Origin of the sequence: Nocardia noduli, from assembly GCF_019038455.1 — a bacterium.
Taxonomy (GTDB): Bacteria; Actinomycetota; Actinomycetes; order Mycobacteriales; family Mycobacteriaceae; genus Nocardia; species Nocardia noduli.
The window spans coordinates 21,432-39,400 of record NZ_JAFMPL010000007.1 but is presented as its reverse complement, the minus strand read 5'-3'; the positions used below and the strand labels follow the sequence as shown (position 1 = coordinate 39,400).

The following is a 17,969-nucleotide window of genomic DNA, read 5'->3' as shown; positions in this document are numbered from 1 at the left end:
ACCGGCCGGGCCGGTATTGCGGGACACTCGAATCATGCATCGGCTCGTGAGCTGTTCGATCGCCGTCATCGCCGCCTTCGCCGCGCTCGTGTGGCCGCCGGTCGCGGCGGCCGACTCGGGATCCGGCATCGTCGACGTCCGTCCGCTGGGCGGGCGTCAATTCGAGGTGGTGGTGTACTCGGCCGCCATGAACCGGCCCATCACCCTGTGGATGTCGCATCCCGGCGCGGGCGCGCCCGCGCTGTACCTGCTCAACGCGGTCGACGGCGGTGAGAGCGGCGGCCCGTGGCCGCGCCGGACCGATGTGGAGGATTTCTTCGCCGACAAACCGGTGAACGTCATCGTGCCGATGGGCGGGCGCGCGAGCTACTACACCGATTGGATCGCCGACGATCCGGTGCTCGGTCGCAACAAGTGGGCCACGTTCCTGACCAGGGAACTGCCCCCGCTGCTCGACGAGCGTTTCGGGATGACCGGACGCAACGCCGTGGCGGGGCTGTCGATGTCGGCGACCTCCGCGCTGAACCTGGCCATCGCCGCGCCCGAGCTGTATCAGGCCGTCGGAGCCTACAGCGGTTGCGCGCGCACCAGCGACGTGGCCGGGCAGCTGCTCATCCAATCCGAACTCGCGCTGTTCGGCGGCAATGCCGCGAATATGTGGGGCGCGCTGAACAATCCGGCCTGGGCGGAGAACGATCCCGTCCTGCACGCCGACCGGCTGCGCGGCAAGGCGCTCTACATCTCGGCGGGCAACGGGCTGCCAGGTCCGCACGACACCTTCGGCGCGCCCGGCATCGGCGGCAATCCCGGCGCGCTGCTGGATCGGGTCCTGGTCGGCGGCGTCATGGAGACGGTCGTCGGCAGGTGCACCCGCCCGCTCGCGGACCGGCTCGCCGCACTGGGCATACCGGCCACCGTCGACATGCGCGCCGCGGGCACCCACGCGTGGCCGTACTGGCAGGACGACGTCCACCGTTCCTGGCCGATGTTCGCCGCCGCGCTCGGCGTCTAGGACGTGTCGGTGCCCGGGTCCACACTGGTGACCATGGCATATGACGAAGAACTCGCCGAGCGCGTCCGGGAGCTCGTCGGTCCGGCTTCGGGGTTCACCGAGAAGAAGATGTTCGGCGGCCTGGCATTCCTGGTCGGCGGAAACATGGCGGTCGCGGCCAGCGGTAAGGGCGGTTTGATGGTGCGCGTCGATCCCGGTCTCGGCGGTGATCTGCTCGACGGCGAAAGAGTGCAGTCGATGGTGATGGGCGGACGCGAGATCGACGGCTGGCTGCGCGTGAGCGCCGAGGCGGTCGAGGCGGACGCGGCCCTGCGCGAATGGGTCGAACGCGGCGTAGCCTATGCCAGATCGCTACCGGCCAAGAGCTAACCGATGGTTCCGGACCCGGTCCGACCAGGGAATTTCGGTATCGAGAAAAAACTTCGGAAATTTCTGCCGAGATATGTCGAGCGGGGCGCGGTGGTTCCGACCGAAGGGTGACAGCAGGTCATCACCACCTCACAAGGAGCACATCATGTCCGTCAACACTTTCCTCTGGTTCGAGTCCGAGGCCGAGCAGGCCGCCAACCGCTACGTGGAACTGGTCCCGAATTCCCGCATCGTCGATATCGCGCGCCACCCCGACGGCTCGGCCTTCATCGTCACCGTCGACCTGGACGGCCAGGCGATCACCCTGATGAACGGCGGACCCGGCCACCCGCTCACCGACGCGGTCTCGATCCAGCTGGTCGTGGACACCCAGGAGGAGGTCGACCGGCTGTGGGACGCGCTCACCGAGGGCGGCGAGCCCGGCAATTGCGGCTGGCTCACCGACCGCTTCGGACTGTCCTGGCAGGTCGCCCCGGCCGGACTGCCGGAACTGATGATGGGCGACGATCCGGTCAAGAGCGCCGCGGCGGGCGCCGCGCTGCGGACGATGTCGAAACTGGATATCAAGGTGCTGCGCGACGCCTACGACAACGCCTGAAATACCGGATGCCCGCCCACCGGACGTGGTGGGCGGGCATCTCGGGTGTTCGTCAGCGCCAGCGTTCCGGCGTGACCGGGGAATCCCAGGCCCGCGCGTAGCGGCGGGTGTCGGGCGCGTCGGACTGCTTGTGCCGGTACACGATATAAGGCCTGGTGAAATAGCCGATCGGCGCGCTGAACATGTGCACCAGCCGGGTGTAGGGCCACATCGCCACCAGCGTGAGCACGACCAGTCCGTGCAGCTGGAAGGTCCACGGGGTGTCGACCATCAGCTCCGGGCTCGGGTTGAGGCTGAAAAGGCTACGGAACCACGGGGATACGGATTCGCGGTAGTTGTAGGTGCCCCACAGCAGGTTGCTGCCCCAGGTATTGAGCAGGCCGGAGACGAGCGCGGCGGTGAGCAGCACGTACATGAATTTGTCGTTGGTCGTGGTCGCCTTGCGCACCGCGGTGACGGTCAGGCGGCGGTACAGCAGGATCCCGACGCCCGCCAGCACCGACAGACCCGCGATCGACCCCGCGCCGACGGCGATCACGTGATAGGTGTGTTCGGAGATGCCGACGGCCGCGGTCCACGATTCCGGGATCAGCACGCCGAGCACATGTCCGCCGAAGACGCCGAGCATGCCGAAGTGGAACAGCGGACTGCCCAGGCGTAGCAGCCTGCTCTCGTAGATCTGCGAAGACCGTGTGGTCCAGCCGAATTGATCGTTGCGATAGCGCCAGATGTGACCGAGTACGAACGAGGTGAAGGCCACGTACGGCAGGATCAGCCACAGTTCGGTCGGTAGGTGCGGGGTGTAATTCATCGTCGGCCTTCCGACTGGGCGAACATCGTGGGATCCATCGCGAAGGGATCGAGTCCGACCTCTTCCTCCGGCGGGCCCTCGGCCGCGAGTTCGGCGATACGCCGCCGGTCGGCCGTGGTGAGCGGTGGCATCGTCGCGGTGACCGCGCCGAGCACGCCCGCGTAGGGAGAACCACTGTCCGACAGCGACAGTCGGAGCAGTTCGATCACCGGCAGGTGCTCGCCGAGCAGGCGTTCCCCGCCGATCGGGTCGACGGTCGCGGAGAATTCGAGCAGCACCGGCAGGTGGTCGGGCAGTTCCTCGTCGCCCAGTTCCACGCCCGCGTGTTTGTAGGCGTGCTTGAAACGCAGCAGTGCCATACCGCGTTTGCGGGTGTCGCCGAAGGCGTAGAACGTCAGGTGCATACTCGCGCGCCTGCGCATGTCGAAGGTCTCGACATAGCTCGCCGCGAGTTCGATCGGCGGCGTCACGCGCAGATGCGTCAGCAGGCGGTCGATCTGCGTGCGCACGTGCTCGGGCAATTGCGCTGTCACGCCGCTCAATTCGTCGAGCATGGCCAGCAGATCGGCGGACGGGTAGTCCAGCAGCAGCGCGGCCAGTCGCCACACCAGGCGACGGTCGCGGTCCGACATCGGAATCGTCGGTTCGGGACGGCGGCGGATCTTCAGCAGGCTCATCGCGCCACTCCGTCGCCGTCGACGGGGCGGAGGGCTCGGAGGCCGCCGACGCGGCGGGTCATCGCGGCACCACGTCGACGGCGGGGGTGACGGTTTCAGCCGACGGACCATGCGCGGCGCCGTTGCCGGCATGGTCCGTCGAGCCGTTCCCGGCAGCGCCGTTGCTGCCGTTGCCGTTGGCGCCGTTGCCGTTCCCGGTGACGCCGTTGCCGTTGGTCGACTCGGCGGTGGGCAGCAGGCCCGAGGTGGATTTGCCGTCCCAGTTCAGCAGGTTGATCCGGTTCGACTTCTCCTCCGGCGCGGCGCCGTTGTTGTCGTTGAGCTGGAATTTCTCCACCATCTGATCGAAGGCGGTCATTCCCGGTCCGCCGTCGGTGTCGAGGCTGCATCCGGTGGCCAGGGCGTCGAGCTGATGCGCCTGCGAACCCGCGCCGTTGGGGATCACGTACCGGTGTTCGTATTTGGCGATCGCCAGCAGCCGGTACAGCGCCTCGATCTCCTCCGGTTCCAGCCGCACCGAGGGTGCGATGTTCGGATCGGGTTCCTCGCCGAGGTTCACCGATCGCATGAACGCCCGCATGCCCGCGAGTCGTTGCAGCGCCGCGCGGACCGGTCCGACGTCACCCGCGGTGAACAATTCGGCGAGGTATTCCACCGGAATACGCAGCGCGTCGATGGCGCCGAACAGATTCGACGCGCTCTCGCCGTCGTGACCGGTCTCGGACAGCACGTCGACCACCGGCGAGAGCGGCGGCACGTACCAGACCATCGGCATGGTGCGGTATTCAGGATGCAGCGGCAGTGCGATCTGGTAGTCGACGATCAGCTTGTAGACCGGCGAATCCTGGGCGGCCTGAATCCATTCCGGTGAGATCCCGGCCCGTTCCGCCTCGGTGACGACACGCGGGTCGTGCGGGTTGAGGAAAACGCCGAGCTGCGACGGGTAGAGATCCTTGTCATTGGTGACCGAGGCCGCTTCCTGCACCTTGTCGGCGTCGTAGAGCATCACGCCGATGTAGCGCAGCCGTCCCACGCAGGTCTCCGAGCAGACGGTCGGAATTCCCACTTCCACGCGCGGGTAGCAGAAGGTGCACTTCTCCGCTTTGCCCGTCTTGTGGTTGAAGTAGATCTTCTTGTAGGGGCACGCGGTGACGCACTGCCGCCAACCACGGCATTTGTCCTGGTCGACCAGCACGATGCCGTCTTCGGCCCGCTTGTAGATCGCGCCGGACGGGCAGGAGGCCGCGCACGACGGATTGAGGCAGTGCTCGCAGATGCGCGGCAGGTAGAACATGAAGGTCTGTTCGAACTCCAGTTTCACCTGGTCCGACAACCGCGACAGCAGCGGGTCCTTGCCGACCTGCTCCGGACCCGAACCCAGATCGTCGTCCCAGTTCGCGCCCCAGGTGACCTGGGTGTCCTCGCCGGTGATCAACGATTTGGGCCGTGCCACCGGTACCGTGTCGATCGGCGGCGACGACAGCAGATTGTCGTAGTCGTAACTCCACGGTTCGTAGTAGTCCGACACCGTCGGCATATCGGGATTGGCGAAGATGTTCAGCATTCGCTTGAGCCGAGAGCCCGACTTGAGGGTCAGCTTTCCGCGTTTGGTGAGCGTCCAGCCGCCCTTCCACTTCTCCTGGTCCTGGTACTGGCGCGGATAACCCTGTCCGGGACGGGTTTCCACATTGTTGAACCAGACGTACTCGGTGCCGCCGCGGTTGGTCCACGCCTGCTTGCAGGTGACGCTACAGGTGTGGCAGCCGATGCATTTGTCCAGGTTCATCACCATGGCGAGCTGTGCCATAACACGCATATCAGTACTCCACGTCCTGGCTGCGGCGACGAATCGTGGTGACCTCGTCGCGCTGATTTCCGGTGGGCCCGTGGTAGTTCAGCGCGAAGGACTGCTGGGCGTACCCACCGATGAGGTGTGAGGGTTTGATCATGATCCTGGTGAGCGCGTTGTGGATGCCGCCGCGTTTGCCGCGCGCCGCGCCCACCTCGGGTGTGCCCTCGATACGCGGCACGTCGACGGCGCGGTCCTGGGCGTGGTACATGAAGACGGTGCCCTCCGGCATCCGGTGCGACACGATGGCGCGGGCGACGACGATACCGTTGCGGTTGATCGCCTCGATCCAATCATTGTCGGCCACACCGATTTTCGCCGCGTCCTTATCCGACATCCAGATCGACTGACCGCCGCGCGAGAGCGTCAGCATGTGCAGGTTGTCCTGGTAGGCCGAATGGATGGACCACTTGGAATGCGGCGTGAGGTACCGCACCGTGACGCCGTTGGCGCCGACGTCGCCGACGCCGGGTTCGCTGAACAGGGCTGTCATATCCAGCGGTGGCCGGAAGATCGGCATCTGTTCGCCGAGTTCGACCATCCAGTCGTGGTCGAGGTAGAAATGCTGGCGGCCGGTGAGCGTATGCCACGGCTTGAGCCGTTCGGTGTTGATGGTGAACGGTGAGTAGCGCCGTCCGCCGGTCTCGCTGCCCGACCATTCCGGCGAGGTGATCACCGGAACCGGCCTGGCCTGGGTGTCGGCGAAGGTGATCCGCTTACCCTCGTGTTCGGCCGCCAGATCGGCGAGTTTGGTGCCGGTGCGCCGTTCCAGCGCCTCGAAACCCTCCACCGCCAGCCTGCCGTTGGTGGTACCCGACAGCGCGAGGATGGCCTCGGCCGCGTGGGTGTCCTTGGCCAGCGACGGCCGTCCCTGCGCGATCCCCGACACCACGGTGCCGTTCATCCCGGCCAGGTAGGTGACCTCGGCCTCGGGGTAGGTGGTGACCCCCTTGGTGGTCAGGCCGAGTGTTTCGACGAGCGGCCCGAGGGCCGCCATCTTCTCCGCGATATTCGGGTAGTCACGTTCGACCACCACGATCTTCGGCATGGTCTTGCCCGGAATCGGCTCGCATTCGCCCGCTTTCCAGTCCAGCACCTTGCCGCCCACCTGGGCCAGGGCATCGGGCGAATCGTGCTGCAACGGCACCGCGACGATGTCCTTGCGCTTGCCGAGATGCTTCTCCGACATCCACGCGACGCCGCGGGCGATGCGATGGAAGGCGTCGAAATCGGTTTTCGCCTCCCACGGCGGCGAGATCGCCGCGGAGAACGCGTGCACGAACGGGTGCATATCGGTCGAGGAGAGGTCGTGCTTCTCGTACCAGGTGGCCGCGGGCAGCACGATATCGGAGAACAGGGTCGTGCTCGTCATCCGGAAGTCCAGTGACAGCAGCAGATCCAACTTTCCGGTGGCCGCCTTGTCCCGCCACACCAGTTCCTGCGGGCGCACGCCGGTGGCGTCGGTGGTCTGCACATTGGAATCCGCGCCGAGCAGGTGTTTGTGGAAGTATTCGTTGCCCTTGCCGGAGGAGCCGAGCAGGTTCGCCCGCCAGACGGTCAGGCAGCGCGGGAAATTCTCCGGTGCGTCGGGATCCTCGCAGGCGAAGCGCAGGTCTTCGGATTTGAGGCCGTCGACCACGTAGTCGGCCGCCGATTTACCCGCCGCCTCGGCCTCGTCGGCGAGATCGAGCGGATTGCGGTTGAAGGTCGGGTAGGTCGGCATCCAGCCGAGCCTGCTCGCCAGCGCGATATTGTCCGCGGCGGTGCGGCCACGGAAGGTGCCCTTGCCCAGCGGGGAGGCGAAAGACTGCGAGGTGAACGGGTCGTAGCGCCACTGATCGTTGGTCAGGTACCAGAACACGGTGCCCTGCATCTGCCGCGGCGGGCGCTGCCAGTCCAGGCCGAAGGCCAGGGTGGACCACCCGGTGACCGGACGGCATTTCTCCTGTCCGACGTAATGCGCCCAGCCGCCGCCGTTCACGCCCTGGCAGCCGGTGAGCAGCGTCAGGGTGAAGAAGGCGCGGTAGATCTGGTCGGAATGGAACCAGTGGTTGGTGCCCGCGCCCATCAGGATCATCGAGCGACCGCCGGAACGTTCGGCGTTGTCGGCGAATTCACGGGCGACCCGCGCGGCCTGCACGGCGGGAACGCCGGTGATGGTCTCCTGCCAGGCAGGGGTGTACGGCTCGGAGGCGTCGTCGTAGCCGGTCGGCCAGGTGCCGGGCAATCCGTCGCGCCCGACGCCGTACTGCGCGAGCAGCAGATCGAAGACCGTGGTGACCCGCCTCCCCGCGACCGTCATGGTCGGCACGCCGCGCACCAGCACACCGGCGGTATCGGTGTCGAAACGCGGCAGGCGCACGGCCATCGAGCCGCGATCGGGCGCGTCGTAGAGGCTCAGCAGCGGGTCGACGCCTTCGAGGTCGAGATTCCACTTGCCCGCGTCCGCCTCGTTGAAGCGGTGGCCGAGGGAACCGTTGGGCACCACCGGGTTCGCGGCCGCGTCGAGCAGCACCGGCTTGTGCGCCGCGCCCTCGTCGGTGTGACCCAGATCGGCGGCGGTCAGGAATTTGCCCGCCAGCGCGCCGTCGTGGTGATAGTTGCCGTCGGCGTCCCAGCCCTGCGGATCGTCGAGGCAGACCAGATACGGCAGGTCGGTGTAGCGCTTGATGTAGTCGAGGAAGCGCGGGGTCGGCCGGTCGACGAAGAATTCCTTGAGGATGACGTGGCCCATCGACATCGCAAGTGCCGCATCGGTTCCCGGGTGCGCGGCCACCCATTCGTCGGCGAATTTGGTGTTGTCGGCGTAGTCGGGGGAGACCACGACGACCTTCTGCCCCCGGTAACGCGCCTCGGTCATGTAGTGCGCGTCCGGGGTTCGGGTCACCGGGACGTTGGAACCCCACATGATCAGGTAGCCCGCGTCGAACCAGTCCGCCGATTCGGGCACGTCGGTCTGGTCGCCGAACACCTGGGGCGAGGCGACGGGCAGGTCGGCGTACCAGTCGTAGAACGACAGCATCGAGCCGCCGAGCAGCGAGATGAAGCGGGCGCCGACGGCATGGCTGACCATCGACATCGCCGGGATGGGCGAGAAACCCGCGACCCGGTCGGGTCCGTAACGCTTGATGGTGTGCACGTGCGCGGCCGCCGCGATCTCGGCGGCCTCCCACCATTCGGCGCGTACGAATCCGCCCTTGCCGCGCGCGGATTTGTAGCGCGCCGCCTTCTCCGGATCCTCGACGACGGCCTCCCAGGCCAGTACCGGATCCTTGACCTTCTCCTTGGCTTCCCGGTACAGCTCGAGCAGCACGCCGCGCACATACGGGTAGCGGACCCGCGCCGGGGAGTAGGTGTACCAGGAGAAGGACGCGCCGCGGGGGCAGCCGCGCGGCTCGTATTCGGGTTTGTCCGAGCCGACGGAGGGATAGTCGGTCTGCTGCGACTCCCAGGTGATCACGCCGTCCTTGACGTAGATCTTCCACGAGCACGAACCGGTGCAGTTGACGCCGTGGGTGGAGCGCACCACCTTGTCGTGGGCCCAGCGATCCCGGTAGAACTCGTCGGCGCCGCGCCCACCGACCTTGTGCAGGCTGCGCTGATCGGTCGAGACCTCGCCGATCTGGAAATACTTTCCCAATCGGAGCAATGCGTCACCCGCGTTCGCGGAAGGCAGACCCGCCCCACCGGAGGGTCCGGAATTCCGAGTGCGTGAATTAACCACGACGCCCCCTTCGAGCAGTTGAGTTGGGCTGTTGCACCGACTTTAAGGAGGTCGGCACCCGTGGCCAAACGAATCTCTCACAGCGCGCTAGGACCCTCGGTGAGTTGTGAGATCGGCGCAACCTCATGGTCATTGCGCACGGCGCCCGATTTGTCGCGCATGTCGACGCGACCAGGGGGGATATGCTCTGACCGGCAGAAATGCCGTACCGGGTGGGTGTATCGGGGGCTTGGCGGTGATGCTTTGGAAACCGGGGCTTCTCGGACGCTTAATATTTGTTAACACGAACCGCGGGGTATCCGGAGGGCCTCGGGACCCGATCCGGGGCGGTCGCGCGGCCGTCGTGCGCGGCGACGTGAGGCCCCCGGTGAATCGTTTCCCTATCGATTAGCTGGTCGGTCGGTTTATTCAATCGACGGTATTTCCGGACAGCAGTAACTGTCTTCGTTTTCCGTGGATCGAATTGATCGAATTTCTGTTCGCGTCGTGATGTCCGGTATGTCGGGGGTGTGCGCGTGGGCCCGCGGACGGTGTCGTCGTTCGGGTTCCGCGCTGTCGTGGACGTGTCATCCGTCTGCGTGTCGGCGGCGCGCCGCCGCGACATTCCGGCGCGCGGTTGCTATGAGCCGGTCCGGAACTCTCCGGGGTTCAATGCCGCTGTGGCATCATCCGATTCACGACCAAGATCTTTGCTGTGATGTAGCCAACATACCGCGAGTCCCACTAATATAAAGAAATAATATCGTTTAATATCAGTCGCTATGGGCAGGTGCCCGCATAGTTGACGATGGGAGCCAGGTGCCGCCCGGTCTTTCTCGTATCGAACAGGACGGGGAGGGCTCGTCCTGATCTCCATGGTGAAGTGCTCGAATCGTTGATACGTCTACAGTTTCATAGGAGCGGATTGCTGTGCCACGCAAAACGACGGACGTCGGCGTAGGGAATCTATTGCGACCGCCCACCTTCGGGGGGTTGCTGCGACGACTCAGGGACGAACGGCGCATATCTCGGGAGAAACTGGCATTTGCCGCCGGTGTCAGCTCCAGCTATATCACGCATCTGGAGGGCGGCGATCGTGATCATCCGACCAGGGCGGTGGTCGACGCGCTGATTCGATATCTGGACCGGATCAGCCCGCTCGGTGACGCCGAGCGCAGGCATCTGTTCGACCTCGCGGGTCTGGCCGAGGACCGGTTCCCCGGCGTCGAGGAACTGCGCGGGCAGATCAGCGACGACATGCGCAACGGGCTGGTCGTGCACGAACCGAACGCGGCGTGCTACCTCGATACCAGGTGGAACATTCTGTCCTGCAACGATTCCTACGCCAGCGCGTTCTCCGGTCTGGTCGACGACGGCAACATGCTGCGCTGGTTCTTCGGCAACGAGTTGTCCACCCGGGTGATGGTGGAGTGGGAGCGCGAGGCCGCGATGACCGTTGACTGGTTGCGCGGACTCATCGGACAATCCGGCGACACCGAGTGGGCCGCGGAATTGCTGGCCGAACTGGGCGAATATCCGGAATTCCGGCGGATGTGGGCGGCCGGGGGGACCACATACGGGCGCGACAGTCCGCACATGCACCTGCGGGATCCGGACTCCGGCGATTGCTTCAGTCTCGACGTCCAGATGTTCCGTGTCGATTCCGGGAATCATCCGGGCAGAATCCAATTCTTTCTCGGAATCCGCACCCCGTGTCTGGACCCCACCGAGAGCGCGGCATCGGTGTCCGGCGTGGATCACGGTCGGTAGCCGGGATGCGGCGCGGGCGAATACCTCGCGACGTTCGGCCGCGTCGTCGCCACGACGGCGAGCGGACGAAAACGAACTGTCGTGGAAGGCGATCCGACGAGGGGCATATGGTGACCGTACCGGTCGACCGACAGGCCGCGATGGCGTTGCTGGCGATATGCCCGAACCCGGTCCCGTGGCCCGCCGGTGCGGTAGGTGCCCTGGCCGGTGCAGGTACTTCACAGGGTGCGGGAGATGTCGGAGATTGTATGGACAACGATGGTGGAAGCGTATTTGATCCGTTTATCACGGTGTGGGCAATTACTTACGGAACCGTGATTCGATGAGCAGCACGTCCATGGATTGCGAAAACATTGCGGGAGCGATTACGCATGGTCGATGAGGTCGAATTGGTACCCCACATCTCGTTGGCGGCGGCGGCCGACTGTGGGAACGGAACGTTCGCGGTATGCGGGGACGAGGGCAGAGCACTCTGGTACGGCCCCTTCCTGGACAGTGACGACGACCATCCGCACGGTGATCGTTTCGCCGGTGCGATGGCCGCGGCGGTACGGGCGGTGTGGTTGGCAGGACGGGTGCGGGCGGATTCCGGATATCCGGAGGCGACGCTGCATCTCACCGTCACCGAATCCGATCTCGACCGGGTGACCCTCGCGTGCACCGCGTCGATGTCCGGTCTCGCCCTGGCCGTCGAGGTGTCCGAGGACAACCCGGCGATGGACTGGTGCCACGTCTTCGGCAGGCTCGATTGGAATCCCGGAGCACTGATCGATCTGGTCGGCGAGACGGTCGAATCCAGGACAGCGGAGAGCGGGCAAGGGCGCCACCTCCGATCCGTAGTGATGTACGACGACCCGAAGGAGAGCATGCCTATGACGCGCAACGCTGGTACCGGTCCGGCCGGTTCGCTCGGTCCGCAGGTCGACCCCGGTGTGGAGTTGCGCGCCGCGTTGGAGGCATTACTGCTGCACGACGCGATGGGTATCGACGCCAGAATGCGCCATTCGATCGCGGCCGTCGTGCACCTGGCCGTCGACGCACCCCACGGCCCGCCCGAGGACGCCGAGGAATTCCTCGGCCGCCTCGACGCGTCCTGGCTGGTGGCGGCGTGGACCGGTCACGATACCGAGATGTCGTTGATCGCGACGCTCGCCGCCGGCGAGGTGCCGACCCTGTCCTGGTGCGAACTGATGTTCACCACGGCGCTCGCGCCCTGGTCGACCAGCCCCGTCGCGGTGCACGCGCGCCGCATCTTCGCCGCCGTCCAGCACGGCCGCATCGGTTCGGTCCGCCCCTCGGTCCGGGTCTACGGAGCCTGAAGGCCGGAACTACCGGGCCCGAAGGCCCGCACTCGCCATCGGGCGGATCTGTTCGAAGGAGTCCACCCAGCGGTGCGGCGGCCTCGGACGCTGGGGTTCGCCCGGACGGTGCACACCGACCACCGACCAGCCCGCCGCCACCGCGGCGTCGAGTTCGTCCGGATGATCGGACAGGAACAGGATTCCCGACGCGGGGGTGTCGACGGCCGCGGCGATCGTCTCGTAGGACGCCGACTCGCGTTTCGGACCGGCGGTCGTCAGATCGAAATAGTCCCCGATCAGGGAACCCAGGTCGCCGCCGCGGGCGAAGGCGAACCAATCGCGCTGATTGCGCACCGAACCCGACGAATACACGTACAGCCGCAGTCCGGCCGCGTGCCAGGCGGTGAGCGCGGGCACGACGTCGGCGAAGAATTCGCCGTGCAGCGCGCCGGAACGGAAACCCTCGGCGCAGATGAGGCCCTGCGCGGTCTTCAACGGTTCGGCCTTCACATCCGAACCGAGCCAGCCGCGCAGGATCTCTGCCACCTCGTCGACGTCGGCGTCGGGGCGACCAGCCGCATCCCTGGTTCCCGCCAGGACCGGCGCGGCCGCGCCGGTCCGGTTCTCGCGCAACCAGTCGCCGAGTCTGGCCCGGGTGTAGCCGTACAGATCCTCCCGCACCGAATCGGTCGGGCTCGTCGTTCCCTCGATATCGAGTACGACGGCGGTGATCACGTCGGTCACGGCGCGGTCAGCAGCTCGTCGAGGGTCGGGAAACCCGCGCCGATGGGATCTCCGGTGAAATCTCCGACCCAGCCGTCGGCCTCCTCGAAGAACCGGATCGCGATGAAATCGGGGCGGGTGCCCATATCGAACCAGTGCCGTGTGCCCGCGGGCACCGACAGCAGATCCCCGCCCTCGCACACCACGGCCAGCACCTCGTCCTCCAGGCGCAGGTAGAAGCAGCCACGTCCGGCGGCGAAGTAGCGCACCTCGTCCTCGGCGTGCCGGTGCTCGTCGAGGAATTTGGCCCGCGCTCCCGCCGCGGTCTGCTGCCAGGCCGGATCGGCGTCGTCCGGGTGGATGCGCGCGATATCGATATGGCGGTAGCGGCCAGACGCGTTGAGGGCGGCGACTTCGTCGGCGTAGTGGGCGAGTAGTTGGTCCGACGCCACCGACGCGGCGTCGGCCACGACCGGCCAGCGGTCGAAAGCGATACCGCGACGGGCCAATTCGGCGGTGATCACCGCGTCGTCGGTGGTCCGCACCCGGACCTCGGCGGCATTGTCGGCGGCCATGATCTGCAAGAGTGTCATCTCGGTCCGATCTCCATCAGGTCGGTGTCGGCGGCGAAGGCGTGCCGCCGTCCGGAACGGGTCACCAGCTCGCAGAGCGCCTCCAGGCACTCGGCGCGGTCGCGAGCCTGGGCAAGAGTGTCCCCCCACGCGGTGATGCCGTGGCCCGCGATACCGAAAATCGGTGGTGCGCCGGGGGATTCGGTCAGGTAGCGCTCGACGTCGGCGCCGATGCGCGCGACGTCGCCCCAGTTCGGGAAGATCGGAATCTCGATCACGCCGGGATCCGCGCCGCCCAAACCCTTGATGAGTTCGTAGTCGGCGATCCGCAGCACGGCGATCTCCTCGCGCGCCCCGGTCCGGGTGGACAGTGTCGTCGCGTGCGGCGGGTGGATGTGCACGACGGCCGCGGCGTCGGTGCTCCGGTAGACCGCGGTGTGGATGGTGGTCTCGGCCGACGGCCTGCGGCGCTGCCCGGGTTCGGGCACCGAATCGGCGACACCGACGGTGACCATATCGTCGGCGGTGAGCTCGCCCTTGGACAGTCCGCTGCCGGTGACCAGGGCCGAATCCCCTTGCCGCACCGAGATATTTCCCGCCGTGCCGGGCATCCAGCCACGCAGGTACAGCCCGCGCGCCAGTTCCGCCACGGCCGTGGCGGTGGCGTCTCCGCCCGCGACGCCGTCGTGATAGACCACGCCCGCCTCGGTGACCACGGCGCTCACCAGCGCGGCGGGGGTCACGTCGAAGGCCGGGTTGAACACCCCGGTGCCTTCCGGAGCGGTCACGACGCCGCCGAAACCGGTCACCTCGGCGGCGGCGCGCTGCTCCACCACGATCTCGGCGCCGGTGGCCATATTCGGATCGCGGGTCGATTCGGGCGCGACCACGATGAACGGGATCCCGTGGTGGCGCGCGGCGAGCGCGAGCATGTAGGTGCCGATCTTGTTGGCGACGTCGCCGTTGGCCGTGATGCGATCCGCGCCGACCAGCACGCAGTCGACCTGCCCGGTCGCCATGGCCCAGGCCGCGGCCGAATCGATGGTGAGCCGGTGCGGGATACCGGCCTCGGCCAGCTCCCACGCGGTCAGTCGCGCGCCCTGCAACAGCGGCCTGGTCTCGTCGACCAGCACTTCCTCGATCGCGTCGCGTTCGAACAGCACCCGGATCGCGCCGATCGCGGTGCCGAAGGCGCTGGTGGCGAGGCGGCCGGTATTGCAGTGCGTCAGCACCCGCAACGGCCGGTCGCCGAGTAGTCCCCGCACCAGGTCGGCGGTGTTGGTCGCGGCGGCGCGGTTGACCCGGCCGTCCTCTGCCAGCATGTCCAGCGCCGTGGCGAGCACGGCGTCCGCGCCACGGGGCACCGCGGCCGTCGCCCGGCGTACCGCCCAGGCCAGATTCACCGCGGTCGGCCGCGCTCGGGCGATCCTGTCCGCTTCCACTCGGACTCGGTCGAGGTCGACCACCCCGTCGACGGTGTGGGCCGCGGTGGCGATGACCACGCCGAACGCGCCCGCGATACCGATGGCGGGAGCCCCGCGGATGGCGAGCGTCGAGATCGCGTCGATGATCTGCTCAACGGTGCTCAGACGCAGTTGCCGCACCTGACCGGGCAGTCCGCGCTGGTCGATGGTGAGCAAGGCACCGTCATCCCAGATCAGGGAACTGTCGTCCATCAGGTGAATCCTTTACCGCGGAGAAGAACTGCATAGTGCCTGGTGAACGGTATCCGAAAGGCGCCTTCGCCCGAAAATCGGGCGGTACGCCCGCGCGCTCGCGTCCTCATTCGGCCGCGTATTCCGCTTCGCGCTCCACGGCATCGATGGTCGCGCGCGGGACGCGGATCGGGCCGGGGACGTAGCTGACGGCACGCAGATCGCCGGTGTAGCGGAACGGTCCGCGTCGTGCGCGCAGATCCCACGACACCGGGCCGCGGGCGTCGACGCCGACGGAGATGCCCGTCCACGGCGACATCCCGACCAGTTGGACCTGGTCGGTGAGTACGGCGTCGGGAAGACCGTCGACCACGATCCGGAAATCCTGGCGCAATCGCGGCCGGATCACCGTCTCGACGGTGATCAGATTCGCGCCCGGGGGCAGCGGCTCGGTCGTCACCGACCGGTAGACCCCGTAACTGTTCACCCCGACCACGACCCGCCCGTCCTCGATGTAGACCAGATATCCGCCGAGCGGATCACCGTGGGCGACGAGCACGCCTTCGTCTCCGGCGCGATATCCGCCGAGTTCGGCGGTCACGGTGAAGTCGCGGTAGGCGATCAGGCGCTGGGAGCGATAGCGCTCCAGGGTCGGCGTGCCGGGGAGCAGGCGCACCGGTGCGCCGAGGCGGGCTTCCTCGGGGCGTCGGCGCGCGAGATCCTGCCGGGTGAGGAGGGGGAACACGGTATTGGCCCACGCCGATTCGTCCCAGGCCGCCGCGAGTTCGGCGACCTTGTCCGGGAATCGGTCCGACAGGTCGTGGAGTTCGGTCGGATCTGCGCGCACGTCGAACAGTTGCCAGGCCGGTGCGTCCAGTTCGGCGCCGGGGCCGTGTAGCGAGAGCAGTTTCCAGCCGTCGCGGTAGAAGCCCCGGTGGCCGGTCATCTCCGAATACTGTTCGGTGTGCGTGGTGGTGGCCCGCGGGTCGCGCAGCAGCTCGGCCGCCGAGGTGCCGTCGAATGTCTTGGCGGGTAAGCCGTGACGCACGCCCGGATGCGAGAGTCCGACCAGATCCAGCAGCGTGGGCGCGAGATCGGTCACGTAGGCGTACTCGTGCCGGATGCCGTTGTCGCCCTCGGCGCGCGGCAGACCCTTCGGCCAGGACACGATCAGCGGAACCCGTACTCCGCCCGCGAAGGTTTGGCCCTTGTAGAAGCGGAACGGCGTATTCGAGGCCTGACCCCAACCGCGCGGGTAGTGCACGCCCAGTCGCGCGGTGCCGATGAGCTCTTCGTCGTGCGCGACATCGGCGATCCAGTCGGGATCGTCGATATGGGCGAATTCGGCGAAGTAGCTGCGGGTGCCCTCCGGTCCGCCCTCGGCGGTGCCGCCGTTGTCGGAGGTGAACACCACGATGGTGTTGTCGAGTTCCCCGAACTGTTCGACCACGTCCAGAACGCGGCCCAGGCTCTGGTCGACGCTGTCGACCATGCCCGCGTACACCTCCATGTACCGCGCGAATCGTCGCTGTTGCTCCTCGCTCAGCGAATCCCATTCGGCCGCTTCGTAACCCGGCTCGGTATTGCGGGCCTTCTGCCGGGTGCCCTCCGGGAAGAGTCCCTGCGCGAGCTGGGCGGCGAAACGGCTTTGCCGCAGCGCGTCCCAGCCTTCGGCGTAGCGACCGCGGTACTTCGCCAGATCCTCGGGTTTGGCCTGCAACGGGCCGTGCATGGCGACGTGCGCGAAGTACAGGAAGAAGGGTTTGGCCCCGTCGTGGGCGCGCAGATCCTTCAGGTAGCCGATGGCCTTGTCGGTCAGGTCGTCGGTGAGGTAGTAGTCCGGCGGATACTCCTCGATGTCGACCACCGAGGAATCCGAGACCAGCTGGTTCGGGTAGTAGAAGGAGTTCAGCCCCTCCAACGAACCGTAGTAGCGGTCGAATCCGCGCTGGGTCGGCCACGAATCACGGTGTGCCGCGGGATTCATCGTGGCATCGCGGACCAGATGCCACTTGCCGACGGCGTAGGTGGCGTAGCCGCCCGCGCGCAGGATCTCCGGCAGGGTGAGCACATCGTCGGCCAGTTCCAGTCGCAGTCCCGGATATCCGGGGTCGGCATTGGCGACGAAGCCGAAACCCGCACGGTGGGAATTGATTCCGGTCAACAGCGCGGCCCGCGACGGCGAGCACAGCGGCGTGGTGTGGTAGTTGGTGAGCCGAACACCGGCGGCGGCCAGCCGGTCCAGGGTCGGGGTGTCGATCTCCGAGCCGAACGGGCCGATATCGCTGTATCCCATATCGTCGACCAGGACCACGATGATGTTCGGCGCGTCGGCGGGCGCGGTCGGCGGGTAGGTCCACTCGGGAGTGGATTCCGCGGTGGTGCGTCCGACGGCACCGCCGAACGACGCGTACCCGCGCGCGTGGGAGGGGACAGCCATCCGGACAGTCAAAGAGGCGCGCGGCCGAGTCGCCACTGTTCGGCGCAGGATGCGTGGAACGGGTGCCCGGATCGGAGGTCGCCGATAGGGTGACGGCGCTCGCGGTATGTGCCGGGAAGCGTTCGAGTTCGCACCGGCTTCCGTGGTCGGCGGAGAATTGTTAAGAGCGACGAAATTACGGCACGCCGGTATGGAACATTACAATTCGGCGTGCGTGCCGGGTCCATTCTTCGGGTTATTCGGAAGGTCGCGGAAACACACTGCGACCGCCGGTACCGGTACCGGCGGTCGCAGTGTGTTCGTCAATCAGTTCTGGCCGTGGCGGCGCTCCGCGTCACGCTGCGACGGCGGGCGCTGACGGCCCTCCATCTGCGGATCCTCGGGCGATCCCGCTCGGCCCATGCCCTGCTCCTGGCGCTGCTGTTGCTGCTGCCTCGGCATCTGCTTGGGCGTTTTCTTAGGCGTCTTCTTCGACTTTTCAGCCATCTC

Annotated in this window: 14 protein-coding genes; 5 read left to right on the top strand and 9 right to left on the bottom strand. The window is 66.8% G+C overall.

Features of this window, described 5'->3' with window-relative positions; translation table 11 throughout:
* Positions 1–34 precede the first annotated feature (34 nt).
* From JZ792_RS06950 to JZ792_RS06940, 3 genes are all read left to right on the top strand, one after another.
* On the top strand, positions 35–1,012 hold the full coding sequence (locus JZ792_RS06950; RefSeq protein ID WP_216908023.1) for an alpha/beta hydrolase: 978 nt from the start codon (positions 35–37) through the stop codon (positions 1,010–1,012).
* A 33-nt stretch (positions 1,013–1,045) separates the two neighbouring features.
* A complete protein-coding gene (locus JZ792_RS06945) occupies positions 1,046–1,381 on the top strand; it encodes a TfoX/Sxy family protein (RefSeq protein ID WP_216908021.1) in 336 nt (111 codons plus the stop codon).
* Between the two features lie 145 nt (positions 1,382–1,526).
* The gene (locus tag JZ792_RS06940) at positions 1,527–1,979 is read left to right on the top strand and encodes a VOC family protein (RefSeq protein WP_216908019.1); all 453 of its coding nucleotides are present in this window, start codon (positions 1,527–1,529) and stop codon (positions 1,977–1,979) included.
* Positions 1,980–2,031: 52 nt separating this feature from the next.
* Here the strand turns inward: JZ792_RS06940 and narI are convergent, their stop codons facing one another.
* From narI to JZ792_RS06920, 4 genes are read right to left on the bottom strand one after another with little or no spacing between them, the layout of a single operon-like run.
* A complete protein-coding gene (narI, locus tag JZ792_RS06935; RefSeq protein WP_216908017.1) occupies positions 2,032–2,790 on the bottom strand; it encodes a respiratory nitrate reductase subunit gamma in 759 nt (252 codons plus the stop codon).
* Complete coding sequence (gene narJ, locus JZ792_RS06930; protein ID WP_216908015.1) at positions 2,787–3,467, bottom strand: nitrate reductase molybdenum cofactor assembly chaperone; 681 nt, start codon at positions 3,465–3,467, stop codon at positions 2,787–2,789. Before narJ ends, narI begins: the two co-directional genes overlap by 4 nt.
* Positions 3,468–3,525: 58 nt before the next feature.
* Positions 3,526–5,283, bottom strand: a complete 1,758-nt coding sequence (gene narH, locus JZ792_RS06925) for a nitrate reductase subunit beta (RefSeq protein ID WP_216908013.1) — start codon at positions 5,281–5,283, stop codon at positions 3,526–3,528.
* Between the two features lies 1 nt (position 5,284).
* Positions 5,285–9,040 (bottom strand): nitrate reductase subunit alpha, encoded by a 3,756-nt coding sequence (locus JZ792_RS06920; RefSeq protein WP_438804299.1) that lies wholly within the window; start codon positions 9,038–9,040, stop codon positions 5,285–5,287.
* Between the two features lie 972 nt (positions 9,041–10,012).
* On the opposite strand from JZ792_RS06920, the gene JZ792_RS06915 reads away from it, so the two are divergent.
* Together JZ792_RS06915 and JZ792_RS06910 are read left to right on the top strand one after the other, a co-directional pair.
* Positions 10,013–10,789 carry a helix-turn-helix transcriptional regulator gene (locus JZ792_RS06915; protein ID WP_254189429.1) on the top strand — a complete coding sequence of 259 codons (777 nt, stop codon included), beginning with the start codon at positions 10,013–10,015 and terminating at the stop codon, positions 10,787–10,789.
* Positions 10,790–11,160: 371 nt separating this feature from the next.
* Complete coding sequence (locus JZ792_RS06910; protein ID WP_216908009.1) at positions 11,161–12,108, top strand: hypothetical protein; 948 nt, start codon at positions 11,161–11,163, stop codon at positions 12,106–12,108.
* Positions 12,109–12,117: 9 nt separating this feature from the next.
* Here JZ792_RS06910 and mtnC read toward each other — a convergent pair whose 3' ends face one another.
* The 5 genes from mtnC to JZ792_RS06885 form a co-directional block, all read right to left on the bottom strand.
* The gene (gene mtnC / locus JZ792_RS06905; RefSeq protein ID WP_216908174.1) at positions 12,118–12,825 is read right to left on the bottom strand and encodes an acireductone synthase; all 708 of its coding nucleotides are present in this window, start codon (positions 12,823–12,825) and stop codon (positions 12,118–12,120) included.
* 5 nt (positions 12,826–12,830) lie between these two features.
* Entirely contained in the window at positions 12,831–13,406 is a 576-nt protein-coding gene (locus JZ792_RS06900; RefSeq protein ID WP_216908007.1) for a 1,2-dihydroxy-3-keto-5-methylthiopentene dioxygenase, read from the bottom strand.
* Positions 13,403–15,061 carry an S-methyl-5-thioribose-1-phosphate isomerase gene (gene mtnA / locus JZ792_RS06895; protein WP_216908005.1) on the bottom strand — a complete coding sequence of 553 codons (1,659 nt, stop codon included), beginning with the start codon at positions 15,059–15,061 and terminating at the stop codon, positions 13,403–13,405. The genes JZ792_RS06900 and mtnA overlap by 4 nt, the downstream gene beginning before the upstream one ends.
* Positions 15,062–15,167: 106 nt before the next feature.
* Positions 15,168–17,480 carry an arylsulfatase gene (locus JZ792_RS06890; protein ID WP_216908002.1) on the bottom strand — a complete coding sequence of 771 codons (2,313 nt, stop codon included), beginning with the start codon at positions 17,478–17,480 and terminating at the stop codon, positions 15,168–15,170.
* A gap of 306 nt (positions 17,481–17,786) precedes the next feature.
* Positions 17,787–17,966, bottom strand: a complete 180-nt coding sequence (locus JZ792_RS06885; protein ID WP_216908000.1) for a hypothetical protein — start codon at positions 17,964–17,966, stop codon at positions 17,787–17,789.
* Between the last annotated feature and the right edge of the window lie 3 nt (positions 17,967–17,969).